The sequence below is a fragment of the Ureaplasma rhincodontis genome (assembly GCF_057537535.1).
This window is the reverse complement of sequence record NZ_BAAKAX010000001.1, coordinates 334,192-360,290: the sequence shown is the minus strand read 5'-3', so window position 1 is coordinate 360,290 and position 26,099 is coordinate 334,192. Positions and strand designations below refer to the sequence as shown.

The 26,099-nt window shown below is 26.7% G+C and carries 22 protein-coding genes and 2 tRNA genes; 23 read left to right on the top strand and 1 reads right to left on the bottom strand.

The window, feature by feature from the left end; all coding sequences use genetic code 4:
• Nucleotides 1-63: 63 nt before the first annotated feature.
• The 21 genes from ytpR to AC27EK_RS01545 all read left to right on the top strand — a co-directional run bounded on the left by ytpR (nucleotide 64) and on the right by AC27EK_RS01545 (nucleotide 24,299).
• On the top strand, nucleotides 64-636 hold the full coding sequence (ytpR, locus tag AC27EK_RS01645; RefSeq protein WP_487231616.1) for a YtpR family tRNA-binding protein: 573 nt from the start codon (nucleotides 64-66) through the stop codon (nucleotides 634-636).
• Between the two features lie 75 nt (nucleotides 637-711).
• Nucleotides 712-1,002: a 50S ribosomal protein L31 gene (gene rpmE / locus AC27EK_RS01640; RefSeq protein ID WP_487231615.1), complete on the top strand. Its 291-nt coding sequence runs from the start codon at nucleotides 712-714 to the stop codon at nucleotides 1,000-1,002.
• A gap of 68 nt (nucleotides 1,003-1,070) precedes the next feature.
• Nucleotides 1,071-2,150: a peptide chain release factor 1 gene (gene prfA / locus AC27EK_RS01635; RefSeq protein WP_487231614.1), complete on the top strand. Its 1,080-nt coding sequence runs from the start codon at nucleotides 1,071-1,073 to the stop codon at nucleotides 2,148-2,150.
• Nucleotides 2,150-3,007, top strand: a complete 858-nt coding sequence (locus AC27EK_RS01630) for a HemK/PrmC family methyltransferase (RefSeq protein ID WP_487231613.1) — start codon at nucleotides 2,150-2,152, stop codon at nucleotides 3,005-3,007. Before prfA ends, AC27EK_RS01630 begins: the two co-directional genes overlap by 1 nt.
• On the top strand, nucleotides 2,998-3,528 hold the full coding sequence (locus tag AC27EK_RS01625) for a Sua5/YciO/YrdC/YwlC family protein (RefSeq protein WP_487231612.1): 531 nt from the start codon (nucleotides 2,998-3,000) through the stop codon (nucleotides 3,526-3,528). Before AC27EK_RS01630 ends, AC27EK_RS01625 begins: the two co-directional genes overlap by 10 nt.
• Nucleotides 3,521-3,964 carry a ribose 5-phosphate isomerase B gene (gene rpiB, locus AC27EK_RS01620; protein WP_487231611.1) on the top strand — a complete coding sequence of 148 codons (444 nt, stop codon included), beginning with the start codon at nucleotides 3,521-3,523 and terminating at the stop codon, nucleotides 3,962-3,964. The genes AC27EK_RS01625 and rpiB overlap by 8 nt, the downstream gene beginning before the upstream one ends.
• A gap of 61 nt (nucleotides 3,965-4,025) precedes the next feature.
• The gene (locus AC27EK_RS01615; protein ID WP_487231610.1) at nucleotides 4,026-5,534 is read left to right on the top strand and encodes a BMP family ABC transporter substrate-binding protein; all 1,509 of its coding nucleotides are present in this window, start codon (nucleotides 4,026-4,028) and stop codon (nucleotides 5,532-5,534) included.
• A 14-nt stretch (nucleotides 5,535-5,548) separates the two neighbouring features.
• Complete coding sequence (locus tag AC27EK_RS01610) at nucleotides 5,549-7,198, top strand: ABC transporter ATP-binding protein (RefSeq protein ID WP_487231609.1); 1,650 nt, start codon at nucleotides 5,549-5,551, stop codon at nucleotides 7,196-7,198.
• 2 nt (nucleotides 7,199-7,200) lie between these two features.
• Nucleotides 7,201-9,036 carry an ABC transporter permease gene (locus AC27EK_RS01605; protein WP_487231608.1) on the top strand — a complete coding sequence of 612 codons (1,836 nt, stop codon included), beginning with the start codon at nucleotides 7,201-7,203 and terminating at the stop codon, nucleotides 9,034-9,036.
• Complete coding sequence (locus AC27EK_RS01600) at nucleotides 9,036-9,953, top strand: ABC transporter permease (RefSeq protein WP_487231607.1); 918 nt, start codon at nucleotides 9,036-9,038, stop codon at nucleotides 9,951-9,953. Before AC27EK_RS01605 ends, AC27EK_RS01600 begins: the two co-directional genes overlap by 1 nt.
• A gap of 53 nt (nucleotides 9,954-10,006) precedes the next feature.
• Nucleotides 10,007-10,951 carry a hypothetical protein gene (locus AC27EK_RS01595; RefSeq protein WP_487231606.1) on the top strand — a complete coding sequence of 315 codons (945 nt, stop codon included), beginning with the start codon at nucleotides 10,007-10,009 and terminating at the stop codon, nucleotides 10,949-10,951.
• Between the two features lie 21 nt (nucleotides 10,952-10,972).
• Nucleotides 10,973-11,704: a triose-phosphate isomerase gene (locus AC27EK_RS01590; RefSeq protein ID WP_487231605.1), complete on the top strand. Its 732-nt coding sequence runs from the start codon at nucleotides 10,973-10,975 to the stop codon at nucleotides 11,702-11,704.
• Between the two features lie 41 nt (nucleotides 11,705-11,745).
• Nucleotides 11,746-12,840 carry a hypothetical protein gene (locus AC27EK_RS01585; RefSeq protein WP_487231604.1) on the top strand — a complete coding sequence of 365 codons (1,095 nt, stop codon included), beginning with the start codon at nucleotides 11,746-11,748 and terminating at the stop codon, nucleotides 12,838-12,840.
• 6 nt (nucleotides 12,841-12,846) lie between these two features.
• Nucleotides 12,847-14,094, top strand: a complete 1,248-nt coding sequence (locus AC27EK_RS01580; protein WP_487231603.1) for an enolase-like domain-containing protein — start codon at nucleotides 12,847-12,849, stop codon at nucleotides 14,092-14,094.
• A complete protein-coding gene (locus AC27EK_RS01575) occupies nucleotides 14,085-14,948 on the top strand; it encodes a 6-phosphofructokinase (protein WP_487231602.1) in 864 nt (287 codons plus the stop codon). The genes AC27EK_RS01580 and AC27EK_RS01575 overlap by 10 nt, the downstream gene beginning before the upstream one ends.
• Before the next feature lie 103 nt (nucleotides 14,949-15,051).
• Nucleotides 15,052-19,281, top strand: coding sequence for a DNA-directed RNA polymerase subunit beta (gene rpoB / locus AC27EK_RS01570; protein ID WP_487231601.1), 4,230 nt, complete (start codon nucleotides 15,052-15,054; stop codon nucleotides 19,279-19,281).
• A gap of 13 nt (nucleotides 19,282-19,294) precedes the next feature.
• Nucleotides 19,295-23,140: a DNA-directed RNA polymerase subunit beta' gene (gene rpoC / locus AC27EK_RS01565; protein WP_487231600.1), complete on the top strand. Its 3,846-nt coding sequence runs from the start codon at nucleotides 19,295-19,297 to the stop codon at nucleotides 23,138-23,140.
• A gap of 100 nt (nucleotides 23,141-23,240) precedes the next feature.
• On the top strand, nucleotides 23,241-23,693 hold the full coding sequence (gene rplM / locus AC27EK_RS01560) for a 50S ribosomal protein L13 (RefSeq protein WP_487231599.1): 453 nt from the start codon (nucleotides 23,241-23,243) through the stop codon (nucleotides 23,691-23,693).
• Between the two features lie 2 nt (nucleotides 23,694-23,695).
• Nucleotides 23,696-24,088, top strand: coding sequence for a 30S ribosomal protein S9 (gene rpsI / locus AC27EK_RS01555; protein ID WP_487231598.1), 393 nt, complete (start codon nucleotides 23,696-23,698; stop codon nucleotides 24,086-24,088).
• A gap of 55 nt (nucleotides 24,089-24,143) precedes the next feature.
• Nucleotides 24,144-24,220, top strand: a tRNA-Ile gene (locus AC27EK_RS01550).
• Between the two features lie 3 nt (nucleotides 24,221-24,223).
• A tRNA-Ala gene (locus AC27EK_RS01545) sits at nucleotides 24,224-24,299 on the top strand.
• A gap of 98 nt (nucleotides 24,300-24,397) precedes the next feature.
• Here the strand turns inward: AC27EK_RS01545 and AC27EK_RS01540 are convergent.
• Complete coding sequence (locus AC27EK_RS01540; RefSeq protein ID WP_487231597.1) at nucleotides 24,398-24,613, bottom strand: hypothetical protein; 216 nt, start codon at nucleotides 24,611-24,613, stop codon at nucleotides 24,398-24,400.
• Nucleotides 24,614-24,900: 287 nt separating this feature from the next.
• On the opposite strand from AC27EK_RS01540, the gene AC27EK_RS01535 reads away from it, so the two are divergent.
• Together AC27EK_RS01535 and AC27EK_RS01530 are read left to right on the top strand one after the other, a co-directional pair.
• Entirely contained in the window at nucleotides 24,901-25,749 is an 849-nt protein-coding gene (locus AC27EK_RS01535) for a F0F1 ATP synthase subunit A (protein WP_487231596.1), read from the top strand.
• Nucleotides 25,750-25,862: 113 nt separating this feature from the next.
• Nucleotides 25,863-26,087, top strand: a complete 225-nt coding sequence (locus tag AC27EK_RS01530) for an ATP synthase subunit C-like protein (RefSeq protein ID WP_487231669.1) — start codon at nucleotides 25,863-25,865, stop codon at nucleotides 26,085-26,087.
• Nucleotides 26,088-26,099 lie beyond the last annotated feature (12 nt).

The following is a 26,099-nucleotide window of genomic DNA, read 5'->3' as shown; positions in this document are numbered from 1 at the left end:
AGAGTAAATATTAATTATACAAATTATTAACAATATATATAATAATAACAATATAATAAAAGCATGATTAGTTTTTATACAAATAATAATTTGTTAATTAATGTAAAAAACAAAAAACCAAACAAAATAATTGAAGATTCTTCTTTCTCAATTTTATATTTAGATGAAGAATTAATAGGATTGAATTTATTCAATCTCACCGAATTCAATCTTAAAAAAGGAATTGTTTATTTAACAAAAGAATTAATTAACAAAATTAAAAAAATAACAGATATTGATTTATCTAAATATCCACAAAATAATTTTGTTGTTGCAAAAATAATTGAATGTGAAAAAATAAAAGAAACTCATTTATCAAAATGTTTAGTTGAAATTGATAATAAAGAAATGGTGCAAATAATTTGTGGAGCATCTAATGCAAGAAAAGATTTAATTACAGTTTGTGCTAAGGTTGGTTCTATAATGCCAAGCGGAACAGAAATTAAATCTGGCAAGTTAATGAATAATGATTCTAATGGAATGTTATGCAGTTATAAAGAATTAAATATTCAACAAGAAAATTTAGGTATTATCGAATTAAATAGTGACTCAAAAATTGGTCAAATTTTTGAAACTATGTACACTAATTTGAAATAAAAGGTTTTTTTACATTAAAACACTTTATAATATATTAGTTTAAAAAATTAGAAAATTTTAGAAAAGGATTTTAATATGAAAAGTATACATCCAAATATGGATAATTGCACATATACATGTGCTTCATGTAAAGCAACTTTTGAAATTCTATCTTCAAAACCAGGAAGTGTTTCAATTGATGTTTGTTCACTATGTCACCCATTTTATATTGGTAAGAGCAATGGTGTATCATTACGTGGTCGTGCCGAAAAATTAGCTTCAAAATTTGAAGCTGGTAAACAAAATACAAAAAACAAACCAACTACAAAAACAAAAGAAAAAGCACCTAAAACAACTAAAGTTGTTAAAGGATTTGAATCTTTATAGTTTTCTAATTTTTAAGGTCATAAAAAGCATTAGGAAACTAATGCTTTTTAAATACAAAGGAATGTATTATGGAGTATAACAAGAAATTATTTGAAGCTGTTAAAAAAATATCTGAAAAGCATTTAGAGTTAAGTAAAACTCTAGAAACTATTTCTGATGACATCAACAAGATAAGAGAAATCAATATTCAACTTAAGCAAACAACTAAAGTTTATGATCAATTTCTTATTTATAAATCATTAATAGATGAAGGTATTAATTCAGAAGAATTGTTGAAAACTGAATCTGATCAAGAAATGATTAATTTAGTTCAAATGGAATTTGACGAATGTAAAACAAAAATTCCTGAATTAGAACATGAAATAAAATTGCTTTTATTACCACATGATCCAAATGACGAAAAAAATGTAATCATTGAAATGAGACCTGCAGCAGGTGGTGATGAATCAGCCATATTTTTAGGTGACTTATTTGATACTTACAAAAGATATATAGATTCAAAAAATTGAAAATTAAAAATATTAGATATGGATTCACAACCACATGGATTTAGTTTTATTTCATTTTCTGTTTCTGGCGATAGCGTTTATAGTAAATTAAAATTTGAATCTGGTGTTCATAGAGTTCAAAGAGTTCCAGCAACAGAATCAAAAGGTAGAGTTCACACTTCTACTATAACTGTTGCTGTTCTTCCTGAACAAGATGATATTGAAATCACTATTAATCCCGCTGATTTAAGAATTGATACATATAGAGCTTCAGGAGCTGGTGGACAACATGTTAATAGGACAGAGTCTGCTGTCAGAATTACTCATTTGCCGACTGGAGTTGTTGCTGCTTGTCAAGAAGGTAAATCACAAATCGAAAATAGAGAAACGGCTATGAAGATGTTGCGTTCTAAAATTTGAGATTTAGAAGAATCTAAAAAACACGCGGAACTTTCAAGTTTAAGAAAAGGACAAATTGGTAGAGGTGATAGATCTGAGAAAATTAGAACTTACAATTATCCTCAAAATAGAATAACTGATCATAGAATCAATTTGACTTTAAATAAACTAGAACATATAATGATGGGAAGTTTAGATGAAATCATAGATATGCTAATAAGTGAAGAACAAGCAGAATTAATGTTAGATTTAAAAATATAATGAAAAATCAAGAACTATTATTTAAACTAGAAACTATATTTGAAAAAGAAAAATTAGACAAATCATATTTGTTTGATTTTCTTTTTTTTCATTTGCCAAATTATCAATCAAAAGAAGATTTTATTATTAATAGAAATAAAGAAATTTCTTCTGAAAAAGAAATTTTAATATTTAAAGAGATTAACAAAATAATTAAAAATAAAATCCCCTTTCCTAGAATTATCAATAAAGTTTATTTTTATAAAAGAGAATTTAATTTACATAAATCGGTTTTCATGCCAAGACAAGAAACAGAACTTCTTGTAGAAGCCACAATTAAAGAAATCAAAGACAAGAATTCTTTGAAAATAGTTGAATGTGGAACCGGAACCGGAATAATACCAATTTGCTTAAACTTAGAACTTATAAACAACAATAATATATATTATGCTTTTGAAAAATCAAAAAAAGCATTAATGAACGCTTTAGAGAATAATAAAAAACACAATACTTCTATTAATTTTATTAATATCGATCTTAAAAAAGCATTATTAAAAATGAAAAACATAGATGTACTTGTTTCTAATCCTCCATACATTGATAAGAAGGATAATAATACAAGCAAAAATCTTAATAAATTTGATCCAAGAAAAGCTTTATATGCAAAAAAATTTGGATTATATTATTATGAATTTATAATTAATAATTATCAAAGATTTATGTCTAAGAATTTCATCATTATTTTTGAAATTGGATATGATCAAAAAGATAAACTAGAATCACTTTTAAAAGTTAAAAAAGAAATCAATTATAAATTTTTAAAAGATATAAATAATAACTATAGAACATTAATAATAAAAGCAAAACAATGAAAATAAATAAAATAAAAAAAGAACTTCAAACTAAAGCATTAATTACACAAACAGATACTGTTTATGGAATTCTTTCTATTAATAAAGATTTGCTTTATGAAATCAAAAAAAGAGAACCTTCGAAAAAAATAATAAAATTTATTTCTAATAAAAATTTATTAAAAGAACTTGATGAAAAACAAGAAAAATTTTTAAATAAGTTTTGACCTGGAGAAGTTACAATAATAAAAAATAAAACATCTTACAGAATGCCAAATTCAAAATTTTTATTGAAATTGTTAAAAGAGTTTGATTACTTATATTGTAGTAGTGCAAATATAAGTAATGAGAAACCAATACAAAATTTATTAGAAGCAAAAACAATCTTTAAAGAAAACCAAGAAAAAATTTTTCTTTATGATAATTTTTTTCAAAGAAGAACAGAGAAACCTTCTACAATTATAGATATTGATGAATGAAAAATTTTAAGAGAAGGAAATAATATAAAAGATATTAAAATATTTTTAGAAGGATATAAAGATGAATAAAAAAATTTATATAGGTGGTGATCATGCCGCTTTTGATTTAAGACAAAAAATCAAAGAATATTTAATGTCTAAAAACATTGAAGTTATTGATTGTGGAAATTTTTCTAATGAATCAGTTGATTATCCTGATTATGCCTATGAGGTTGCTAAGAAAGTTTCAGAAGACAAGGATTCAATTGGTATTGTTGCTTGTTATTCAGGCAATGGTGTTAATATGGTTGCTAATAAAATTAAAGGAATTAGATCAGCTTTAGCTATTAATAAAGAAATGGCTATTTTAGCTAAAGAACATAATCATGCCAATGTATTGGCCTTAAGTTCTAAGTTTGCAACTGTAGAAGAAAATATAGAAATTATAGAATCTTTTTTTGAGGCCAAAAATCAAAACGAAAGACATTTAAAAAGAGTGAAAAAAATTATTTCACTAGAAAAATAATAAATTAGTTGTATAGACAAGTTTATGTGGTATTATTTTATTAACAAAAAAGGAGAATCTAATGAGAATTTGAAGCAAGAAAATTAAATTAACATTAGGTATACTTGGAACAGCCGCAATAATTGGTGGAGTTGTTGGTTCTTATTATGCAACTAAAAACTCAAACCCATATAGAAAATATTATAAACAGCCAACAGAAAATTCAAATTCTTCATTAATTGAATCTTTTTACTCAGCAATATTAGATTCAGCGAGACTTGAACTCCTTCCTGGCTTCACATATCAAATTCCCGTTAAGCAAGCACTTGAATTACCGAAATTCTCTAATACGGGATTTTTATTATTAGATTCTACATATGATGGTCCTTATACAAGTCAAATAGCAACTATGCAATATAGAACTGATCAAGGTTCATTTATATCAGGAATCGCTCTTGGTATTTATTTAAATGAATATAAAGATTATTTTTTACATGATACTCCAAATCGTAATTACTTAACATGAGGCACTTATGGTGGTATGAATTACCCATCTGTAACTAGTTACATGTCGGGTTTTCAAAATGGAATTGATTGATTTAATAATTATCTAGCTTCTGATGCTGCGAATAATTTGTTGCCTTTGAAACAAATATTCTTAGGAACAAATATAGATTCTAATTTTGCTCAAACATTTAGTCCAACCGGAGGAAATACTTTAATAACTTCTTTTTTATTGAAAAAAATTAATTGTTTAATCCCTGTTGATAGTCCACAAATAATATCTGCTTCTAATTTAATCAAATCCTATAAAGCAAAAACAGTTTTAGTTGGCGTTGATACTGCTTTTGGTTTAACAAAAATATTTCAAAATGAAAAACCAATTCAAATTCCAGGAGTTAAATCACCTTCAAATATAATTGCTTTTAGTAGTTTGAAAAGATTAGAAAAATCGACAGCAGAAATTATTGAAAATATTAATAATGGAATTACTAACGGAATTAATAATATTGGTGGTTTTGGATATAGTTCTTTAGGTACTATATCAAATGGAAACGTAGGAATATCAAAACCCGGAATTCCTTACTTCATAAAAGCCATGCAAACGTTTGCAAAGAATAACAATACTAAAGCGCCGTCAACATATGAAGAAGCTATTGCTTTAATTCAAAAACAAGAAACATTCAAAATAGCTTCTGAGCAAACGAATATGTTTTATGTGCCCTCTAATGATTGAAAATTCCAAAACAACAAAAAAGTTGTTATTAATAATGCTACAAAATATGATTATTGATTACCAACAACTGGAGAATATATTAAACCTAAAGGTTTAACTTATAAAAATGGTGTTATGCCTGAACAAGTTCCTGAAATTTTAAAAAATAAAATTTCACAAGAAAAATGAAAAGAAAGAGCCAATTTTAATCTTAAAGGTTTTATTAAAGAAGGCAATCAATCAGATGCCGTCAAAATTAAAGAAATATTGAATTCACCAACTTCTGTTCTTTTAGATCAAGGATATGCTGAAAAAACATACATGGGATTGGTCGATTTCTATAGAAAAATGAAAATTAAAATACCAAGTGTTTAAAGAAAGTTTGATATATGAGTTTAGAAAATAAGAAAATAGAATATGCAATTCGAATGAATAAAATCACTAAAACATTTTTGGGTGGTAAGGTAATTGCTAATGAGAATGTTGATTTAAAGGTCAAACCAAATGAAGTTCATGCTTTAATAGGTGAAAATGGAGCTGGTAAATCAACACTGATGTCAATATTATTTGGAATATATACACAAGATTCTGGAAAAATTTATATTAATGATGAAGAAGTTATTTTTACTTCTGCTAAAGATGCAGCTAAACATGGAATAGGAATGGTCCACCAACATTTCAAGTTAGTTGATGAATTTACTATTTGAGAAAATGTAATATTAGGAGATGAGCAAACTTCGTTATTAGCTCCAATAAATATTATTGAAATTAAAAAGACTTTACAAAGACTTGTTGATAAATATAATTTTAATTTAAACATAAACCAAAAAGTTTCAAAATTAACTGTTGGTCAACAACAAAAAACAGAGATATTAAAATTACTTTATAGAAATGCCGAAATTTTAATTTTCGATGAACCGACAGCTGTTTTAAGTGATGACGAAATCGAATCATTTTTAGAAATGCTAATCGATTTTAAGAAAAAAGGAAAAACGATAATAATTATTACTCACAAACTTAATGAAATTAAACAAGTAGCTGATAGAGGAACAATTATTAGAAGAGGAAAATATATAGAAGATTTTGATATTTCTTCTAAAACAATTTCAGAAATATCAACTAGCATGGTTGGTAAGAAAATTGAAAATGTTAAGAATGATTCAATTTTTGATTATGAGAAAGCAAAAACAATTTTTGAAATCAAAGATTTAAACCTTTATAACATTTGAAAAAAGAAACAACAAAAAGGAGATTTCTTTGCTGATTTTGTTCAAAGAATGAAAAATAAAGATTCAAACATAAAATTAAAATCAGAAGATATAAATTCTGAAGTGTCTATGTTGAATATGAAATTAAGAGCAGGAGAAATTCATGCCATTGCTGGCGTTGAAGGCAATGGACAGAGCGAGCTAGCATTAATTATTTCCGGATTAATGTCTGCAAACAGCAAATCCGAGATCATTCTTCACAAAGAAAACGAATCTATAAATCTTAATAAACAATCAATCGCCAAAAGATTTGATTTAGGTTTATCTAATGTTCCAGAGGATAGACATAAACATGGTTTGATATTAGATTGACCAATTGCTATGAATGCGATTTCACAAAATATTAACAAATCTCCTTATAGTAAGTTTGGTTTTATTAATTCTGGTGCTATATATAAATATGCAACAAAATTAATAAAAGAATACGATGTTAGAGGAACAACAAGAGGAACAACAACTTCTAGATTGCTTTCTGGTGGTAACCAACAAAAATTAATTCTTGGTAGAGAACTTGATAGAGAACATGACGTTATTGTCTTAGTTCAACCAACTAGAGGTATGGATTTGGGTGCTATATCATTTATTCATCAACAAATTCTTGAAGAAAAAAATAAAGGCAAAGCTGTTTTATTAATATCTTATGAATTAGATGAAGTAATAGGGCTAGCAGATACTATATCAGTTATGCAAAATGGAAAAATAATAGAAACCAATACTAGACAAAAAATGACTAGACAATATATTGGTGAATTAATGGCAGCGGGGGAATAGAGATGCAAGAAAAAATTAAGTTAAAAAGTTATCTTGCAAAAGAAACTTTTGTTTACAAAAAAAATAGAAAATCTATTACTAAATCGGCTTTAGCTGTTATTATTTCTATTTTTATAGCAACTATTGTTGCTATATTAATTGGTACAGCTCTTGGGTATAATCCTGGTAGATTAATTTCGGGATTATTCACCAAAGCTTTTATTGATTACAATACCTTGATTTTTAATATAGCAGTATTAGGTATAGGTGGTATAGCTTTCGCCTTTGCTTTCAAGGTTGGAACATTTAATATTGGAATAAGTGGACAATTATTAACCTCTGGTGTTGTTGTTCTAGTTATTTCAAAGGCCTTTCAAGATTCTGGTCTATCAATTGCCCAAGGTGGTGGACAAATATTAATGTTTATTATTGCTTTCGGAGTTGCTGCTCTTGTTGGGACGATAACATCATTATTAGAAGTTTTCTTAAAGGTTAATGTTGTCGTTTCATCAATATTAATTAACTGAATTGTTTATTTCCTTGTTAAATGATTAATTGTAGATTATAAAGGCGGTAAAGTATATGGTTCAGGAAATCCCATTTCAAGTTCTATTGATATTATGCCTCAATTTCAATTATCAGATCCAGTATTGGGTGGATGATTACCAGCTTTAATAATTTTAATAATATTGGCTGTTACTACTTGAGCATTAATGAAATATACAGTATTTGGTAAAAAAACTATAGCGGTGGGTCATTCTTTTGATGCTGCAACATATGCTGGATATAATACGAAAGCTTTAAAAATTAGTACTATGGCTATTTCATCAGGAATAGCAGGTATATTAGGATATGTATTATATACAAGCGGAAAAGCTCCGGCCATTCCTGTTAATACAATATTTGATGCAGTTCCTATTCAAGGATTTAATGGTATAGCAATTGGTTTAATTGCTCTTAATAATCCATTAGCTATCTTACCTGTTGCTTTCATAATGGGTATGTTCCAAACTGCCACTCCATTTTTAGATACGCCTGGAACATTTAGTGGACTTATTATGGGTCTTATAATGTTAGGTGCTACATTGTTTGTTGTAATATTATGATTTAAACCTTGAGTATATTTACAAACATTATTGCACGGAGCAAGTGGTCCAGTTAACTATAAAAGATATGAAAACAAACTTGATAGTTTGGTTTCAAATCTAAAAGCTGACTTATATGAAATTGATTTATTAGAAAAAAATAAGCAAATTGAATTAGGAGAAGCACAAGCAAGAAGAAAAGAAATTTTTGCTCAGTATAAACTTAATAAAGCTTATGCTTCTAAAACTTATAAGAAAGATAAAATTCTTTCAAAAGCCCTTTCTAAAATTGATCCTTCAATCAAAAAACTTGCTATTTTAGAGCAAGAAAAAACTTCAATAAAATCTTACAAAATTAAAAAAACAAGATTCTTGGATTACAAATCTAATAGTATTGAAGATAAAATACATAGATATAAATTTAAACTTCAATGCTTAAAATCTAAAATGGAAAAAGCAAATGATTCAAATCGAGATAAATTTCAAAAAGTTGAAGATAAATTAATAACAAATATTGAATTATTAGAAAAACAATATGAAGAAATTAATATTGAACTTAATAATTTAATTCACCAATTATCTAAATATGAAGAAGATCAACTTATGAAAGTTGAAATCAGAATAGATAGAAAAAGAGAAAATAAATACAATTCTTCACAAATCAACGAAATTAAAGAACAAGCAATAATAGATATTAACAGGCTTGAACTTAACCCAGAAGATATACAATCTTCTTTAAATATATTAAACGATTCAAATAAGGGAGCAAATTAATGAGTGCGGGTCTAATTACTAATTCAACAATGCTTTTCTTTATGATTCTATTATTAGGAGCCATGGCTGGTTATTTTAGTGAAAGAGTCGGAATCGCGAATATTTCTATTAATGGTCAAATGATATTTGGAGCATTAGTATTTACTATATTTGCCCAAATACTTCAACCAAGATTAGGTAATGAAAGTTTTGCATTACCTATGATTCTGTCTATGGTATTAACAATATTAGCTTCTTCTCTCTTTGGTTTTTTAACCATAAAGTTAAAGGCCAATCAAATTGTGGCAGGAACTGCTATTAACTTATTAACTGCAGGACTTGCAACATTTATAACTGAACCTTTAGGTCCGGTTTTATCTGGTGGAACTCAACCAAAACTAAATTCACAATATACAAGTTTGGGTTTAATTAATAACTCTGGTATTTTCATTACAACTATATGTTTATTGTTAGTTGTTATATTGCTGGTAATTGGTTTATGAGCTTTAATGAAATATACTCCATTCGGTTTAAGATTAAGAGCAATTGGTGCAAACCCAAATGCCGTTGATGCTCAAGGTATTAATGTTATTAAATACCAATGAATATCATTAACAATTTCTGGAATGCTAGCGGGACTTGCTGGATCAATATATATGTTCCAAAATACTGGATTCTTTAATGGTAATGTTTCTGGTCTTGGTTTCTTATCACTTGCTATATTAATAGCTGGTTCTTGAAGAATACCACTTATATTTGCAGTATCTATTGTATTTGCTGCTATTTCAAAAATATTTGAACATAACAAAGAAACTATACCAACAAATATAGGTCATATGATTCCGTTTGCTATTACATTATTAGGGTTAGTATTCTTCTCTAAATATAATGTAGCTCCTAGAAATATTGGAATTCCATTTGATAAATCGTTAAGATAAATCAAAAAAATTACTTGATTAAGTCAGGTAATTTTTTATATTATAATTATTTTATGAATAGAGAAATAATAATAGGTATATTTACTGCAATTGTGTCGCTTATAACATTAGTTATTGCACTTTCATTGCCGATCAGAGAATTTCTAAGAAATTCTTTATATAAAAAAATTAGAAAATTTTATGAAATTTATCGACTTTTGAATCCTTCGGTTGAAACGAATTACAAAAAGATTTCACAAGATTTACAACGCCAACGAATTGCATTTTATGGTTTTTCTGAGAATTTTATTAATTTTAGTGATGAATTCAAAAAATTCGATCCATTTTCTAAAGAAATTGAGGAAATAGTTAAGGATTTATCAATATGTAAGTTGTTAAATTTAAACAGCTTTTGAAGAGTTCTTATAAAAAAAATAAAGAAAATTGAAAATATAATTTTAGAATTTGAATTAATAGAAAAAAATTCAAATAAACCCATTATTCCTTATTGTGATATTTTAAAATATAAATCACATAATGAAATGAAGGATATAAAGATTAATAAAACCTCTATATCCTTTTCTTCTAGTTATGATCTTTCAAAATTATTTGTAATTCTCCCTTGTTCTTCAGGATTTGAAGACTTGAAAATAACAAAAAACGAATTATCAAATTTAAAACACGACAACAGAAAAATAAAAAAAGAAATAAATTCAAATTTTTTTTATTTAAATTTTGAATTTAAATTTGCAAATCAAGAAGAAGATTCTCATAATGCTGATTCAACTTTTTTTCTTTATTTTGAAAATAATATAGTTAAAGAAATAGAAACGCTTTTTAATTATTTAGGATGAAGTTTAGAAGATATAGATATTCAAAAATTTAAAAAATGTCTTCTGTTTTTGAAAAAAACTTTCAAAATAAAAAAAATATCTGAATTAATTTCTTCGAAAAATGTTGATATGTTCAAATTAGAAGAAATAAATGAACTTTTAAAAGATATAGATAAAAAATCTTAAAAATTAAAGGGAATTACATAAATGAAATTAATATACGCAAACCTTAAATCTAGTTTAGATTTCAAACAAACTAAAGAATATTTTGAAACACTTAATAAATTAATAAAAAATAATTCTTTTAAAAACGACTACATCGTTTTTCCTAATAATCTTTATTTACAATATTTAAATACTGAATACAAAGATCTAAATATTGGTTCACAATATTATGGTTCTCATAATTTAGGTTCATTCACAACTTCTTTTAGTTTTGAACAATTAAAAGAACTAAACATCAATAATGTTCTTATTGGTCATTTTGAAGAAACTAAATTATTGAAATTAACTAATGAAGAACTTAACCAAAAAATAAAACATTCTATAGAAAATGATTTTTCACCTGTTGTTTGTTTTGGTGAAATTGAAGATTTTGATAATATTAATGATTCTTTTGAATTTCTTAAAAAAGAACTAAAAGAATTATTAAAAAATATTAATTTCAAAGAAACATTAATATTAGCTTATGAACCTAAATGAATGATAGGATCAAATAAAGAAATAAATATTGATGATATTAAGAATCTTATTTCAAAACTAAAAGAATTTATATCTAAAGAATTCAACATATCATCAAAAATTATTTATGGCGGAAACGTCACTAAAGAAAACATTCAGAGCATATTAAATAATGATGTAATAGATGGAGTTTTAATAGGAAGATCAAGTCTTAATGTTATTAATTATTTTGACTTTGTTAAAACCAATTTTAAATAGTATAATATATAAATAAAATTTACATATAAAGTAGAATTATCATGACACAAAAATATATAGAAAACAAAAATAAAATAAAAGTATTGGGCAAAAACGTTAAGAATTTTAAAGTTTCTTTTGGTTTTTCTTTAATTTTATCTTTATGAATATTTATAGGTCTATTATTCATTCCAACCAATGCTGTTACTAATTCATATACTGCTATATCTACATCATTCTTTACAATGATGAATTTAAATAATTCTATTGCTATCATTCCTTCTATATTCGGAATAATAACAATTTTATTATTTTTACTATCAATTGTGTTTTTAATTAAGTTTACTAAAACTAAAAATGAATTTACTAATAAACAAGAATTGAAATTTAAATCTATTTATGTTTATTCATCATTTGCAATATCATTTTTATTATTTGTTTTTGCAATGATTCCTCCTTTGAGTTTTAATAACTTAACACTAATTGATCAAGTTTCTAATATGATTCATTGAGACTTTGCTAATATTACAATTAATCAAAAAACAGAATTTATAAATTTATTAAATAAATATAATTTAAATTCTTCAAATATTACAGTTGCTAATTTAGATAATCTTAATTTTGCTGCATTACAGCAAAAATTAAGTACATCAAATATCTTTACAAATAAAGGTATATTCACAGCAATGTGAGATTATGACAATTCATTTGTTTATGCAAATGGTGGATGATATTTCGTTATCGTTATTTATTCATTGTTCTTATTTGGTATTTCTGGTACATTTGTATATTCTTTATTAAAAAACATAAAACTAAACAATATTGTGAACTTAAAAGACAACAAGAAAAACAACACAAAAAACTTTAGAGAATCTTTTCAAGAAGTTTTAAAAAATTCTAAAGAACAAAAAACGAAGAAAAAAGAATTAATCAAAGAAGAAGAAGCTTTACTTAAAAATCTAAAAGAAGTTAAAGTTGAAGAATCAAAAAACGATCTTAAAACTAAACTTAGTGATGTTAGAAAAGAAAGAGAAAGCATCAAACAATCAAATAAATCAAACGATGTCAAACTAAATAAAACTAAAAACAAAAAATCTTCAATTTCGGTTCCTGATGAGGAATTAGAAAGAATATTTAAAGATTTAGAAATTGAGTAAAATACTATGACAATCACTGATATTAAATCTTTCCAAGTTCTGAACTTACAGGGCTTACCAACTATTAAATGCATTATTACATTAAATAATAATGTACAAGGATCTGCTGTTGTTCCTAACAATTACGATCACAAAACTATTGCTTATAATTTATTAGATGAAAACGTTAACATTTTTTCTGGTAAATCAGTTTTAACTGCAATAATGAACATAAACAACCAAATTAGAAATAGTTTAGTTGGTAAACAAAATTTATCACAAAGTGAATTTGATGAAATTCTTAAACAATTTGATTCAACCGACAATATGTCTGAAATTGGTTCAAATGCTAGTCTTGTAGTTTCTATGGCTTATTGTAGAGCTGTTGCTAAATATAAAGGCATTTCTTTATATTCATATATTAAAAATAGTATATATAAGAATGAAGAAAGGTATTACAATTCTATTCCGTTGGTAACTGCTATAGAATCTAATAAAAAAATAAAAGATTCTGATTTTGATAAATTATTATTAATTACTCAAAAATCAAAATCTTTTGCTGAATCTCTACAAATTTCACATAATGTTATAAATTCTCTTTTAAAAGAATTTACAGATGAAGAATATGAAATAGGTAAATTCGGTGCTATCATGCATGAAACTTCTGTTAATACTTATGAACTATCTGAAAAAATTCAGAAAGCCATAATCAATGCTGGTTATAATCTTGAAGATATTGGAATTGGAATCGAAACTTCTAAAGATGTTAAAGTGAAAGATTCTAAAGCCAAGTTTAAATCTTTCTTAGGTAAATTCAAAGATCTAAATATTATATATTTAACAGATCCAAGTATATTCTTTGGTTTTGATTTTGATGAAGATCACTACAAACAATTAAGATCGAAATTTGGAAAAATTCAAATTGTTTCTAATTATGAAACTAATGGAAATATTAAAAACATTTCTAAAGAATTAGAAAATAAAACTTCTAATGGAGCGATTTTAAAAATATCAAATTCTGTTGTTTTATCTGATATTGTTAAAGTTTCTAAATTATTAGATATGAATCAAATGAATTTAATTGGTGGATCAAATATTTATAATTCAGAAGATAATTTCTTAGTAGATCTTTGCATAGCTTCAAAAATGACACAAGTATCTATTGGGGGAATATTGGGTTCTTATTCAATTTCTAAATTCAACAGATTTTTAGAAATTGAACAAACAGAAGATTTATTAATGTATGAATGAGGAGAATTGTTTGAATGAGAGTAGGAATATTAACTTCGGGTGGTGATTCACCCGGAATGAACTCTCTATTAATAAACTTCTCTAAAATAATAAACAACACAAACATTAAACCTTTATATTTTATAGATGGTTTAAAAGGACTATATAATTGAAACTATATATCTGATGTAAAAAATTACTATAATCACTTTAACTTATCTGGAAGTTTTTTACATTGTTCAAGATTTGAAGATTTTTTAAATGAAAATACACAAAAACAAATCATCAAGAATCTTAAGAAAAATCTAGACGTTTTAATAATAGTTGGTGGAAATGGTTCTTTTGAAGCCGCAAAGCTTCTAAGGAAAAGTGGAATAAGTGTTTTCTTTATTCCAGCAACTATAGATAATGATTTTGATTTATCTGAATATTGTCTTGGTTTCGATTCGACATTAAATGAAATAAAATCAGACATCGTTAAAATTAATTATTCAACACACACTCATAAATCAATTTGTATGATTGAATTAATGGGTAGATATTCAAATGATATATTAAATGAATCTGTCAATTTTTTGTTTAATTCAATAAGAATTAATAAAAAAACAAAAGTTAACGAAATCGTTAATAAATATAATGAAAACAATTCTTTAATTTGTTTATTCAAAGAATATGAATTTAGTAATGAAGAATTAAATGATTTGATTTCAGAAATAAAAAAAGAAATATCAATTCCTGTTAGAAAAAATATTCTTGGATATATTCAAAGAGGAGCCGAACCTTCGGCTATTGATCTTAATTTTTCACACGAAGCTATTGCTTTGATAATTAAAAATATTAAAAATGATAACGAATGAATTTTAGTTAAAAATAATTCAAAAATTAAATTAACTAAATAGAGAAGTTTTTATCACTTTTTATTCTTTTAATTTGTGGTATAATAGTAAAATGTGTTTTTAAATACAATCTCATAATAATTTAGTAATAAAAAAAGCAGGCAACATGAACAAAAAAGCATCATTTACAGAGCAAAAATTTGGAAATAAGGTTATTAGAAGATCTTATTCTAAAATTAATAATAATTTTGAAGCACCAGATTTATCTGAAATTCAAAAAGCATCATTTGAAGAGTTTTTAAACGTTGAATTAGAAAACTCTATTGCAAGTATTTTTCCTATTAAATCTCCACAAGGAAAATATACTTTAACTTATAATGGAATTAAATTTGGAGACATTTCACATGATGAAGAATCATGTCGTTATGAATCTAAAACATATGATCGTCCATTGTTTGTTGAATTACAATTAATCAACAACGAAACTGGTGAAGTTAATTCTGCTAAAAGTAGAAAAGGTTCAAACAAACCAGATGGTATTTATTTTGGAAATGTACCTTTAATGTCAGAAAAAGGAACATTTGTAATTAACGGGATTGAAAAATTTGTTATTGCCCAAATTATACGTTCTCCTGGAATGTATGTATTAAACAAATCTCAAGTTAAATTAAATAATTCTAGAAAACGTATTCTAGAAGGTAACATTTGTGAATTATTACCTCATAAAGGTCCATTAATGTTAATTAATGTCCCTAATGATAAAAAATATATTCAAATTACAACTAAAACTTCTACAGGTGATAATTCTGTAAACTTTATGGCTACAACATTGCTAAAAGCTTATGGATTATCTGAAGAAGACATTTTAAACATATATGGTGAAGATAATCTTTACATTCAAGAAACTTTAAAAAATGAAGCTTACAATAAAAACTCTATTTTAGAAGATCAAGAAATTGATTCATTGTTAAAAGAAATTACAGAAGAATTAAATTCTACTGAAATAGATGAAGAAGAATGTCTATTAAGAGGTTCTCCTGTTGAAAGAAAGCTTAAAAAATTACTATATACTTTCTATAAAAATAACGAACTTATTAAAAAATATGAAAGTGAAGATAACATTAAAAAATCTCATGAAATTAGAGATGAAAATCAAATTTTATTAGATGCAATTATTACAGAAAAAGCAGCTAAAGATTTATTTAATGAATTAGTATTGTCTACTAAGGGATTAGAAGGACAACTTAATGACGAAGAAAAAGATAGTTCATACCAAGCTGTTATTCTTTTACATTTCTTTAATAATAAGAGTTATGATTTAAGTTCTGCTGGTCGTTACAAGTTTAATCATAAGCTTACAACATTTGACAGAATTCACAAAAAAATATCAGCAAACAATATTACAGATTCAAAAGGTAATCCTATTATTAATGCTGGTGAATTATTCACAAAAGAAAAAGTACAAGAACTTAAAGAAAATTCTAAAAAATCATCAATATCTAAATTTGAGGTTTCAACTAAATTTACTGATTTTTCAATAGAAGAAAATTTAAAACCTATAATGAGTTTTGATTTAGAAAAAATTGAAATTTTATCTCAAAATGAAAATAATAATGAAAAAATAAGCATTATTGGTCATACAAACAATGAAAAAATTGAATCACACTCTTTAACAATTGTTGATTTATTATCAACAATTTCATATGCATATAACTTAAAAGACGATATTGGTACATTTGACGATATTGATCATTTAGGTAACAAAAGACTTAAATTGATTCATGAATTATTAAAGAGTCGTATTAATGTAGCTATTTTAAGAATAGAGAAAAACATTAAAGAAAAATTAGCTATTGCTGATGGTGGTACTTCAAATGAACACTTTGTAGCAGATCCTGAAGTTACAGAAGAAAAAGTGAAAAAAACAACAATTAAATCAATTGTTAATACTAAACCTTTCCAAATTATTCTTAAAGACTTCTTTAACTCATATCAATTAATTCAATTTATTGATCAACAAAACCCATTAAGTGAATTAACTAATAAAAGAAGAATTTCTGCTATGGGTCCTAATGGAATTTCAAGAGAAGATCCTAACTTAGATATTCGTGATGTTCACTATTCACACTATGGTAGAATTTGTCCTATTGAAACTCCTGAAGGTATGAACATTGGTCTTATTATGTCATTGTCATTATTTTCAAAAGTTGACAAAAATGGATTTATTACTACACCTTATAAAGTTGTAAAAAACAATGTAGTTACTGATGAAATTGAATGATTAACTCCATTACAAGATGATGAATTTATTATTGCTGAATCAACTGTAGAATTAAACGATTCTAATGAAATTATTTCAGATAACATTATTGCTCGTTATCGTGGTTCTTTCAACATCTTTAGTGCTAATCAAATTGATTATGTTGAAATTGCACCTAAACAAGTTGTTTCTATTGCTGCATCTTCAATTCCTTTCTTAGAAAATGATGATGCTAACCGTGCTTTGATGGGTTCTAATATGCAACGTCAAGCCGTTCCTTTAATTAAACCTTACTCTCCATGAGTTGGTACAGGTAGTGAATATAAAATTGCTAACGATTCAGGTTTAGCTATACTATCTAAAACTGATGGTAAAGTTTCTGCTGTTGATGGTAATGAAATTACTATTACAGATAACAAATCAAAAAAACATAAATATCCATTAATTAAATATAGAAAATCAAACCAAAACACAACAATTACTCAAACTCCAATGATCAAATTGAATGAAGAAGTAGAATCAGGACAAGTTCTTGCTACTGGTCCTTCAATGCAAAATGGTGAATTGGCTTTAGGTAATAATGTATTAGTTGGTTTCAGTACTTGAAGAGGATATAACTTTGAGGATGCTATTATTCTTTCAGAAAGATTAGTAGAAGATGATACTTTTACTTCAATTCATATTAATGAATATACTGTTCAATGTTTGCAAACTAAAAATGGTGATGAAGAAATTACTAGAGAAATGCCTAATGTTTCTGAAAATGCAAAACGTTATTTAGATGAAGATGGAATCATCATGGTTGGTGCTGAAGTTAAAGAAGGTGATGTTTTAGTTGGTAAAGTAACTCCAAAAGGAGCAGTTGATCTTCCTCCTGAAGAAAAACTTCTTCAAGTTATCTTTGGTGAAAAATCTAAAAACTTTAAAGATTCATCATTAAAAATTCCACATGGTGGAGAAGGTATTGTTGCTTCTGTTAAAAGATATAAAAATACAGATGAAAATAATAGCGAACTTGGTGATGATGTAATTGAAGTAGTAAAAATTTATGTTATCCAAAAAAGAAAAATCCAAGTTGGTGATAAAATGGCTGGACGTCATGGTAACAAAGGTGTTGTTTCTAAAATTGTTCCGGTTGAAGATATGCCATTTATGGATGATGGAACTCCAATCGATATCTTATTAAATCCATTAGGTGTGCCTTCTAGAATGAACATTGGTCAAATTTTAGAATTACACTTAGGTTATGCAGCAAGAGAAAAAGGTAAAAAAGAATTATTAGCATTAGTGTTTGAAAATAATAATGCTGAAAGATTATCTCAATTATTCGGTTTGGATATAGATGTTGCTAATAAATTATTTAATGTTATTAAAAAATTAGTAGATGACAACAAATCTAAAACGCTTGCTGAATTATTAACTAAAGTAAAAACAATTGACTTAATAATTGCTTTAAATAAAGTGGGTCTTTCATTTGAAGACATTGGTTTCAAAATTGCTACACCAGTATTTGATGGTGTTCAATCAAATGATCTTGAAAACATTATGATAGAAGCTGGAATTGATCCTATTAAAACAAAAGCTAAATTTGCTTTAAGAGATGGAAAAACTGGTGAATATCTTGATGGAGATATAGCAGTTGGTATCATGTATATGCTTAAACTGGATCACATGGTAGATGACAAAATTCATGCTAGATCAGTTGGACCATATTCTAAGATTACACAACAACCGCTTGGTGGTAAATCACAAAATGGTGGACAACGTTTTGGTGAAATGGAAGTTTGAGCACTTGAAGCTTATGGTGCTGCTCATAACTTATATGAAATCTTGACTATTAAATCTGATGACGTCAGAGGTAGAAATATGACTTATAATGCAATTATTAAAGGTCATGAAATTCCGACTGGTAGAACGCCAGAATCATTCAAATTATTGACTAAACAATTACAAGGTCTTGGTTTATATTTAGAAGTTGAAACTGAGAATAAATCAAGAATTGATATGAATGATTTTATTGATTCACAAAATGTATTAAACACATCTAAAGATTTAGATGAAGAAGTAACAAATAAACTTAAAGAATTTGCACCTTCTATTGATTTAGAAGATGACTTAGACGATGAAAGTTTCTAAAGGAGATAAAAATATGAAAAATTCAAATATTGAAAAACTAAAAATTGGTATAGCATCTCCAGATAGAATTAGAAAATGATCACATGGTGAAGTTACTAAATCTGAAACTATTAACTATAAATCATTAAAACCAGAAACTGATGGTTTATTTGATGAAGCTATCTTTGGTCCTATCAAAGATTATGAATGTTCTTGTGGTAAATATAAGAAAGTAAAATATAAAGGTAATAAATGTGACAAATGTCATGTTGATATTACTGAATCAATTGTTAGAAGAGAAAGAATGGGTCATATCGAATTAGCAGCTCCTGTTGCTCATATTTGAATGACAAAAGAATTACCTAATCCTTCAAAAATTTCTTTACTTCTAGATATTTCATATAAAGATGTTGAACAAGTAATTTATTTTGTTAATTACATTATTCTTGATGAAGGTAATTACAAGTATAAAGATGAATCAATTTTTAAATTAAAAGAAATTGTTGATTTAACTTCTATTAAAAACAATGTTAGAACAAGATCAAAACTACGTCGTATATTAAAAGACATTGCTAAATCAGTTCTAGCTGAAAAAGGTAGAAATGATTTAAATTACCAAAGAGCTAAGACTTATGATGTTATGTTATCTGAAAAGAATCTTCCTTTTAGTATTCAAGAAGTTTTTGATTTCATTAACAAACATACTGGTATTAGATTTGGTGTTGGTGCTAAAGCTATTCAAGAATTGCTAAAGAAAATTGATCTTGATAAAGAATATTCAAAAATCCAAGAAAAACTACAAACTTTTGAAAGTTCTACTGATCCAAAAACTAAAAAAATATTAAAAAGATTAGAAATTGTTAAATGATTAAAAGAATCAGATAATAAACCTGAATGAATGATTCTTAATGTAATTCCTGTCACACCTCCTAACTCAAGACCTATTATTCAATTAGATGGTGGAAGATTCACAACTAGTGATATTAACAACTTCTATAGAAAAATTATTATCAGAAACGAACGTTTAAATAAAATGAAAGATAGCTACGCTCCTGACATTTTAATTAATAACGAATGTAGATTGTTACAAGAATCTGTTGATGCTTTATTTGATAATTCATCTAGAAAAAAACCTGTACAAGGTAGAGATAAAAGACCACTTAAATCTTTAAGTAATCACCTTAAAGGTAAACAAGGTTTATTTAGACAAAACTTATTAGGTAAACGTGTTGACTACTCAGGAAGATCTGTTATTGTTATTGGTCCTGAATTAAAAATGTATGAAGTTGGTATTCCAGCTACAATGATTTTAAAATTATTCAAACCTTTTATTATTCATGAACTAATTAAAAAATATGATGACAACGGTGTTGAAATAACTCCATTTGCATCAACAATTAAAGCTGCTGAAAATTTAATTACTAAACAAGATTCAATCATTTGACCTATTATTGAAAAAGTAATAAGTGAAAGACCTGTTTTATTAAATAGAGCGCCTACTCTTCATAGACTTGGTATTCAAGCTTTCGAAGTTAAAATGGTAGAAGGTAAAGCTATTCATCTTCACCCATTAGTTACTACAGCTTTTAATGCTGATTTTGATGGTGACCAAATGGCTGTCCATGTTCCTTTATCTAAAGAAGCTGTTGCTGAAGCTAGATCAATCATGCTTGCTTCATGACATATTCTTGGTCCAAAAGATGGTAAGCCTATTGTTACTCCTACACAAGATATTGTTTTAGGTAACTATTATTTATCTAAAGAAGATAAAAATAAAGAAGGAAGTGGTTTAATATTCAATGACTTAAATGAAGTTAAAAAAGCTTTAATGCTTAAAAAAGTTCATTTGCATAGTTTAATTGGTGTTTCAACTAAAAATTATCCTGAAAAAGATTTCATTTCAGAAGGTATTTTAATTACTACTCCTGGTAAAATGATATTTAATGATATTCTTCCTTCACAATTTGCATATATCAATGCTCCCAACGATCTAAAAGGTCCGGGTGTTGATTCATTAGTTCTTAAAGGTGAATCAATTCATGACAAAATAAAAGCTAGAGGAATTAAAAATCCTTTCAATAAAAAAGCGCTTGAAGTTATTATTGATAGACTTTATAATGATTATCCAGAACCAAATGTTGTTCCTGAAATTATGGATAAATTAAAAGAATTAGGATTCCATTATTCAATGGTATCTGCTACTTCAATCTCTTTCTATGATGTTCCTAAATACACAAACAAATTTGAATATTTTGAAGCTGCTGATAAAAAAGTTCAAGAATTTAATAAATTTGCTAAAGAAGGTTGATATACTGATGATGAAAGATATACTAACATCGTTAAGTTATGAACTGAAGTTAAAGACAAAGTTACAGAAGATGTTAAAGAACTTGTAAGTTCTGAAGAATACAAAAACAATTCAATTATTGTTATGTCAGATTCTGGAGCCCGTGGTAACATTTCTAACTTTACACAGTTAGCTGGTATGCGTGGTTTGATGTCAAAATCTTATAACTATGATCAAAAATCATCTTCAAAAATTATTAAAGATACTATTGAAATTCCTATTAAGAATTCATTTATTGAAGGTCTTACAATTTCAGAATACTTTAACTCATCATATGGTGCTAGAAAAGGTATGACTGATACTGCTATGAAAACTTCTAAATCTGGTTATATGACTAGAAAACTTGTTGATGCTACACAAGAAGTTGTTATTAGAGGAGAAGACTGTCATGTATCAAGTGGTCTAACATTAACAGAATTGATTAATACTGCTGATAATGAAGTAATCGAACCATTAAAAGATAGATTAATTGGTCGTTTCCCATTAACAGATATATTAAATCCAAAAACTAATGAAGTTGTTGCTTCAATGGATGAATATGTAACTCCTGAAAAAGCACAAGAAATTATTGATCTTGGAATTAAAGAAGTTATTATGAGAACGCCATTAAGTTGTTTAAATGTTCACGGAATATGTCAAAAATGTTTTGGTTTAGATTTATCAACTAATAAACTAATAGAAATCGGAACCGCAATTGGTGTAATTGCAGCTCAATCTATTGGTGAACCTGGAACCCAACTAACCATGAGAACTTTCCATACTGGTGGTGTTGCTGGTGGTTCAAATATTACTCAAGGTTTTGAACGTCTAAAACAATTATTTGACTGTATACCTCCAAAACCATGAGAATTAGCAATAATCTCAGAAATTGATGGTGTAGTTTCAAAAATTACAACTGACAATAAAGAATATGCAATTACGGTTTCAAACAAATATGACGAAATTGTTTATAAAGCACCTATTGATAGAAAAATTAGAGTTGAAGAAAAACAAGAAATTGTTCCCGGAACTAAACTTGTTGAAGGTTCAATTGAAATTAATGAACTATTAAGAGTCGCTGGTGTTAAAGAAGTAAGAAATTACATTATTAAAGAAGTACAAAAAATATATAGAGCACAAGGTATTGAAATTTCAGATAAATATATTGAAGTTATCGTAAGACAATTAACTAATAAAGCTTTAGTTGTTAATCCTGGTGATTCTAAATTCTTTGCTGGTCAAATTGTTGACATTAATCACTGTAAAGAAATTTCTCAAAAACTATTTGAACAAAATAAAAAATTACCAGTTATTTCTTCAAAAGTATTTGGTCTTAACTCTGCTCCTTCTAAATCAGGATCATTCTTATCAGCTGCTTCATTCCAAGATACTAAAAAAATCTTGACAGATGCTGCTTTCAAAACACAAACAGACAACTTATTGGGTCTAAAAGAAAATGTTATTTTAGGAAAATTAATACCAGCTGGTACTGGTTTGGATACCCCACAAGACATTATTGACAAAGGTGAAGAAATGTATAAAAAACAATATTAATTTTAAATTTTTAAAAAAGTTTATCTTAATTTAAAAATTTATATAAAATTAAATTGTTACATCATTTCCACATATGTTAAAAATATGAGGATTAAAAAAAATGCAAAAATCTACTATGCTTAAAAAGGAAGCAGCAGATATACAACGTAAATGATATGTTGTTGATGCTACTGACTTAATATTAGGAAGAATGTCAGTTGAATTAGCTAACATTCTTCGTGGTAAAAACAAACCAGAATTCACTCCTAATGTGGATTGTGGTGACTATGTTATTGTTTTAAATGCCAATAAAGTAAAACTTTCTGGCAATAAAGCACAAACAGAAAAATGATATAATCATTCACACTATATTGGTGGAATCAGAGGAAGAACTGGTGAAGAAATGATTACTAAATATTCAAAAGAATTAGTTGAGAGATCAGTTAAGGGTATGCTACCTAAAAACAAACTTTCTAGAAAAATTATTACTAAAATGTTTGTTTATGATGGAAATGTTCACCAACATGAAGCACAAAAACCTACAATTTTGAATTTAAAAGAAAGAATTAAATAATTATGTCTAAAGCACAATTTAAAGGTTTAGGAAGAAGAAAAACTTCAACAGCTAAAGTTAAAATGGTTCCAGGAACTGGTAAAATTTTAATCAATGATAAAGCTCCAAAAGATTACTTTCCTAATGAATTAGTAATTCAAGATATGATGCAACCATTAGTTGCTACAGATACTGAAAAAAGTTATGATATTTTTGTTAAAGTTGATGGTGGTGGTTTCACTGGTCAAGCCGGTGCAATTAGATTAGGAATCACTAGAGCTTTAATAGATGTAAATCCTGAATTCAAACCGACTCTAAGAAGTCTTGGTTTAGTTACTAGAGATGCTAGAGTAAAAGAACGTAAAAAATATGGTCTATTGGGAGCTAGAAGAGCACCTCAATTTACAAAACGTTAAAATTCTTTTTATAAAATACACAATGAGTATATAATCTATATGGTCATTGTTGACTGGAAGTATAGCTCAGTTGGTTAGAGCACACCCCTGATAAGGGTGAGGTCGGTGGTTCGAGCCCACTTATTTCCACCATTTGGGGATTTAGCTCAGCTGATAGAGCACCTGATTTGCACTCAGGAGGTCGTGGGTTTGACTCCCATAGTCTCCACCATTTTAAAAAAAATTAACACAACAAACGTGTTAATTTTTTTTTGTACTAAATATTCTAATTATATAATAATTATCTTTTATGAAAATTACACCTATTTTCTAATAAAATATAATAGAGTTAATAAAATCGATTAACTTGGTGGAGAATATGAAATTTTCTAATAAATTTAAGAATAAAAGTTTTATAAGAGTTTTAATAATCTCGTCTTTTTTCTTAATAGCTTGATTTGCTTCATTAATCGTTGGAATAGTAATTGAAAATTGATCATACCTAATAACTACAAGTATAACTTCAATATTTTGTATCTTAGGCATGTTTGTTTACATACTAGTCAATAGAAAAGTGAAACAAATAGGTAATAGAGTAAAATTCGTATTCATTTTTATGGGAATTAATTTTTTGTATATGATTCCCTTTCTAATCATATGAGCCACAAATTTTTCTTTAAATGTACATGGGTCAATGATTGATTCGTCTGTGTTTAATTTATGAATGTGATTAGGTTTAACTGTTGGTCATATATTATTGATGATGTTTTGTAATTTTTATTTGAATTACACAACCGATAAAAAAGACTAATAAATTATTTAAGGAGGAAAACATGGAAATCTGAAAACCACTACAGCTTATTTATGGTTTACCCGTAATTGTAGCCATTGGTATGTCAACTTTACTTTTATTAACTATATTAGTAATTTATAATTTTAAAATTAAAAAAGTAAAAACAACAGAAATTCCCAATGCATTTGTTTTAATAATTGCAGGAGTTGTTGATTTTGTTAAAAATCTTGTTGTAGACATTATTGGACCAAGACATGTCAAATTAACACCATTCTTTTTATTTGTGTTTCTTTGAATTGGTACAGTAAACATTATTGTTCTATTTGGTTTTAAAGAACCAGCTGCAACTTTAACAGTTCCATTAACATTTGCCCTTACTACATGATTTGGATCACAGTTTATGGCTGTTAAATTCCAAAGATGAAGTTACTTTAACAAATTCTTATTCAGAATTAAAGTTAATGGCAAAAAAATCCCAATTATGATTAACCCTTTAGAAATCGTTGGGAAAATGATTCCGATTATCTCATTAACATTTAGATTATGAGGTCACGTTACAGCTAGTTCAATTATTTACGCTTTAATGTGATGAGCATTCGGAGGATTTACTAGTGGAAGCGCTTCATTCTTCTATCCACAAATTGGTATTATTCTAATTTGTGCAACAATTATGATGCCATTCTTACTATCATTCTTTACATTATTTGCCGGAATTATCCAGGCTGGTGTGTTTGTGTTATTATCATCAACATACTGAGCTCAAGAAATTCATGAAGGTGAAGAGCATAATCCGCAAATTGTAGAAAAAATTGAAAAAAAATTAGCACTTGAAAATGCTAAAAAACATGAAAACTTATTAAAAGAACTTAAAAAAGAAAATTTAATTTAGGAGAAATATAAATCATGACAGATATTACACAAGTAATTGAGCAATTTTCTAATATAGCTCAATATGCTGGAGGAGCTACAGATGCTACTGCAGCCGTTAACAGTAATAACAATTTAGATATATTAGGTAAATCTATCGGTGCAGGTATTGCAATGATGGGTTGTTTAGGTGTGGGGATCTCAGCTGGTTATGCTGTTGGGTCTGCAGCTATAGCTGCTGGACGTAATCCAGATGCTCAACCAAAAATTATGAATACTATGATCGTTGGTATGTCAGTTGCTGAATCTTCAGCTATTTTCGCATTGATCGTAGCTATTTTAATTATTTTCGTTGCATAAGAAAGGGTAAAA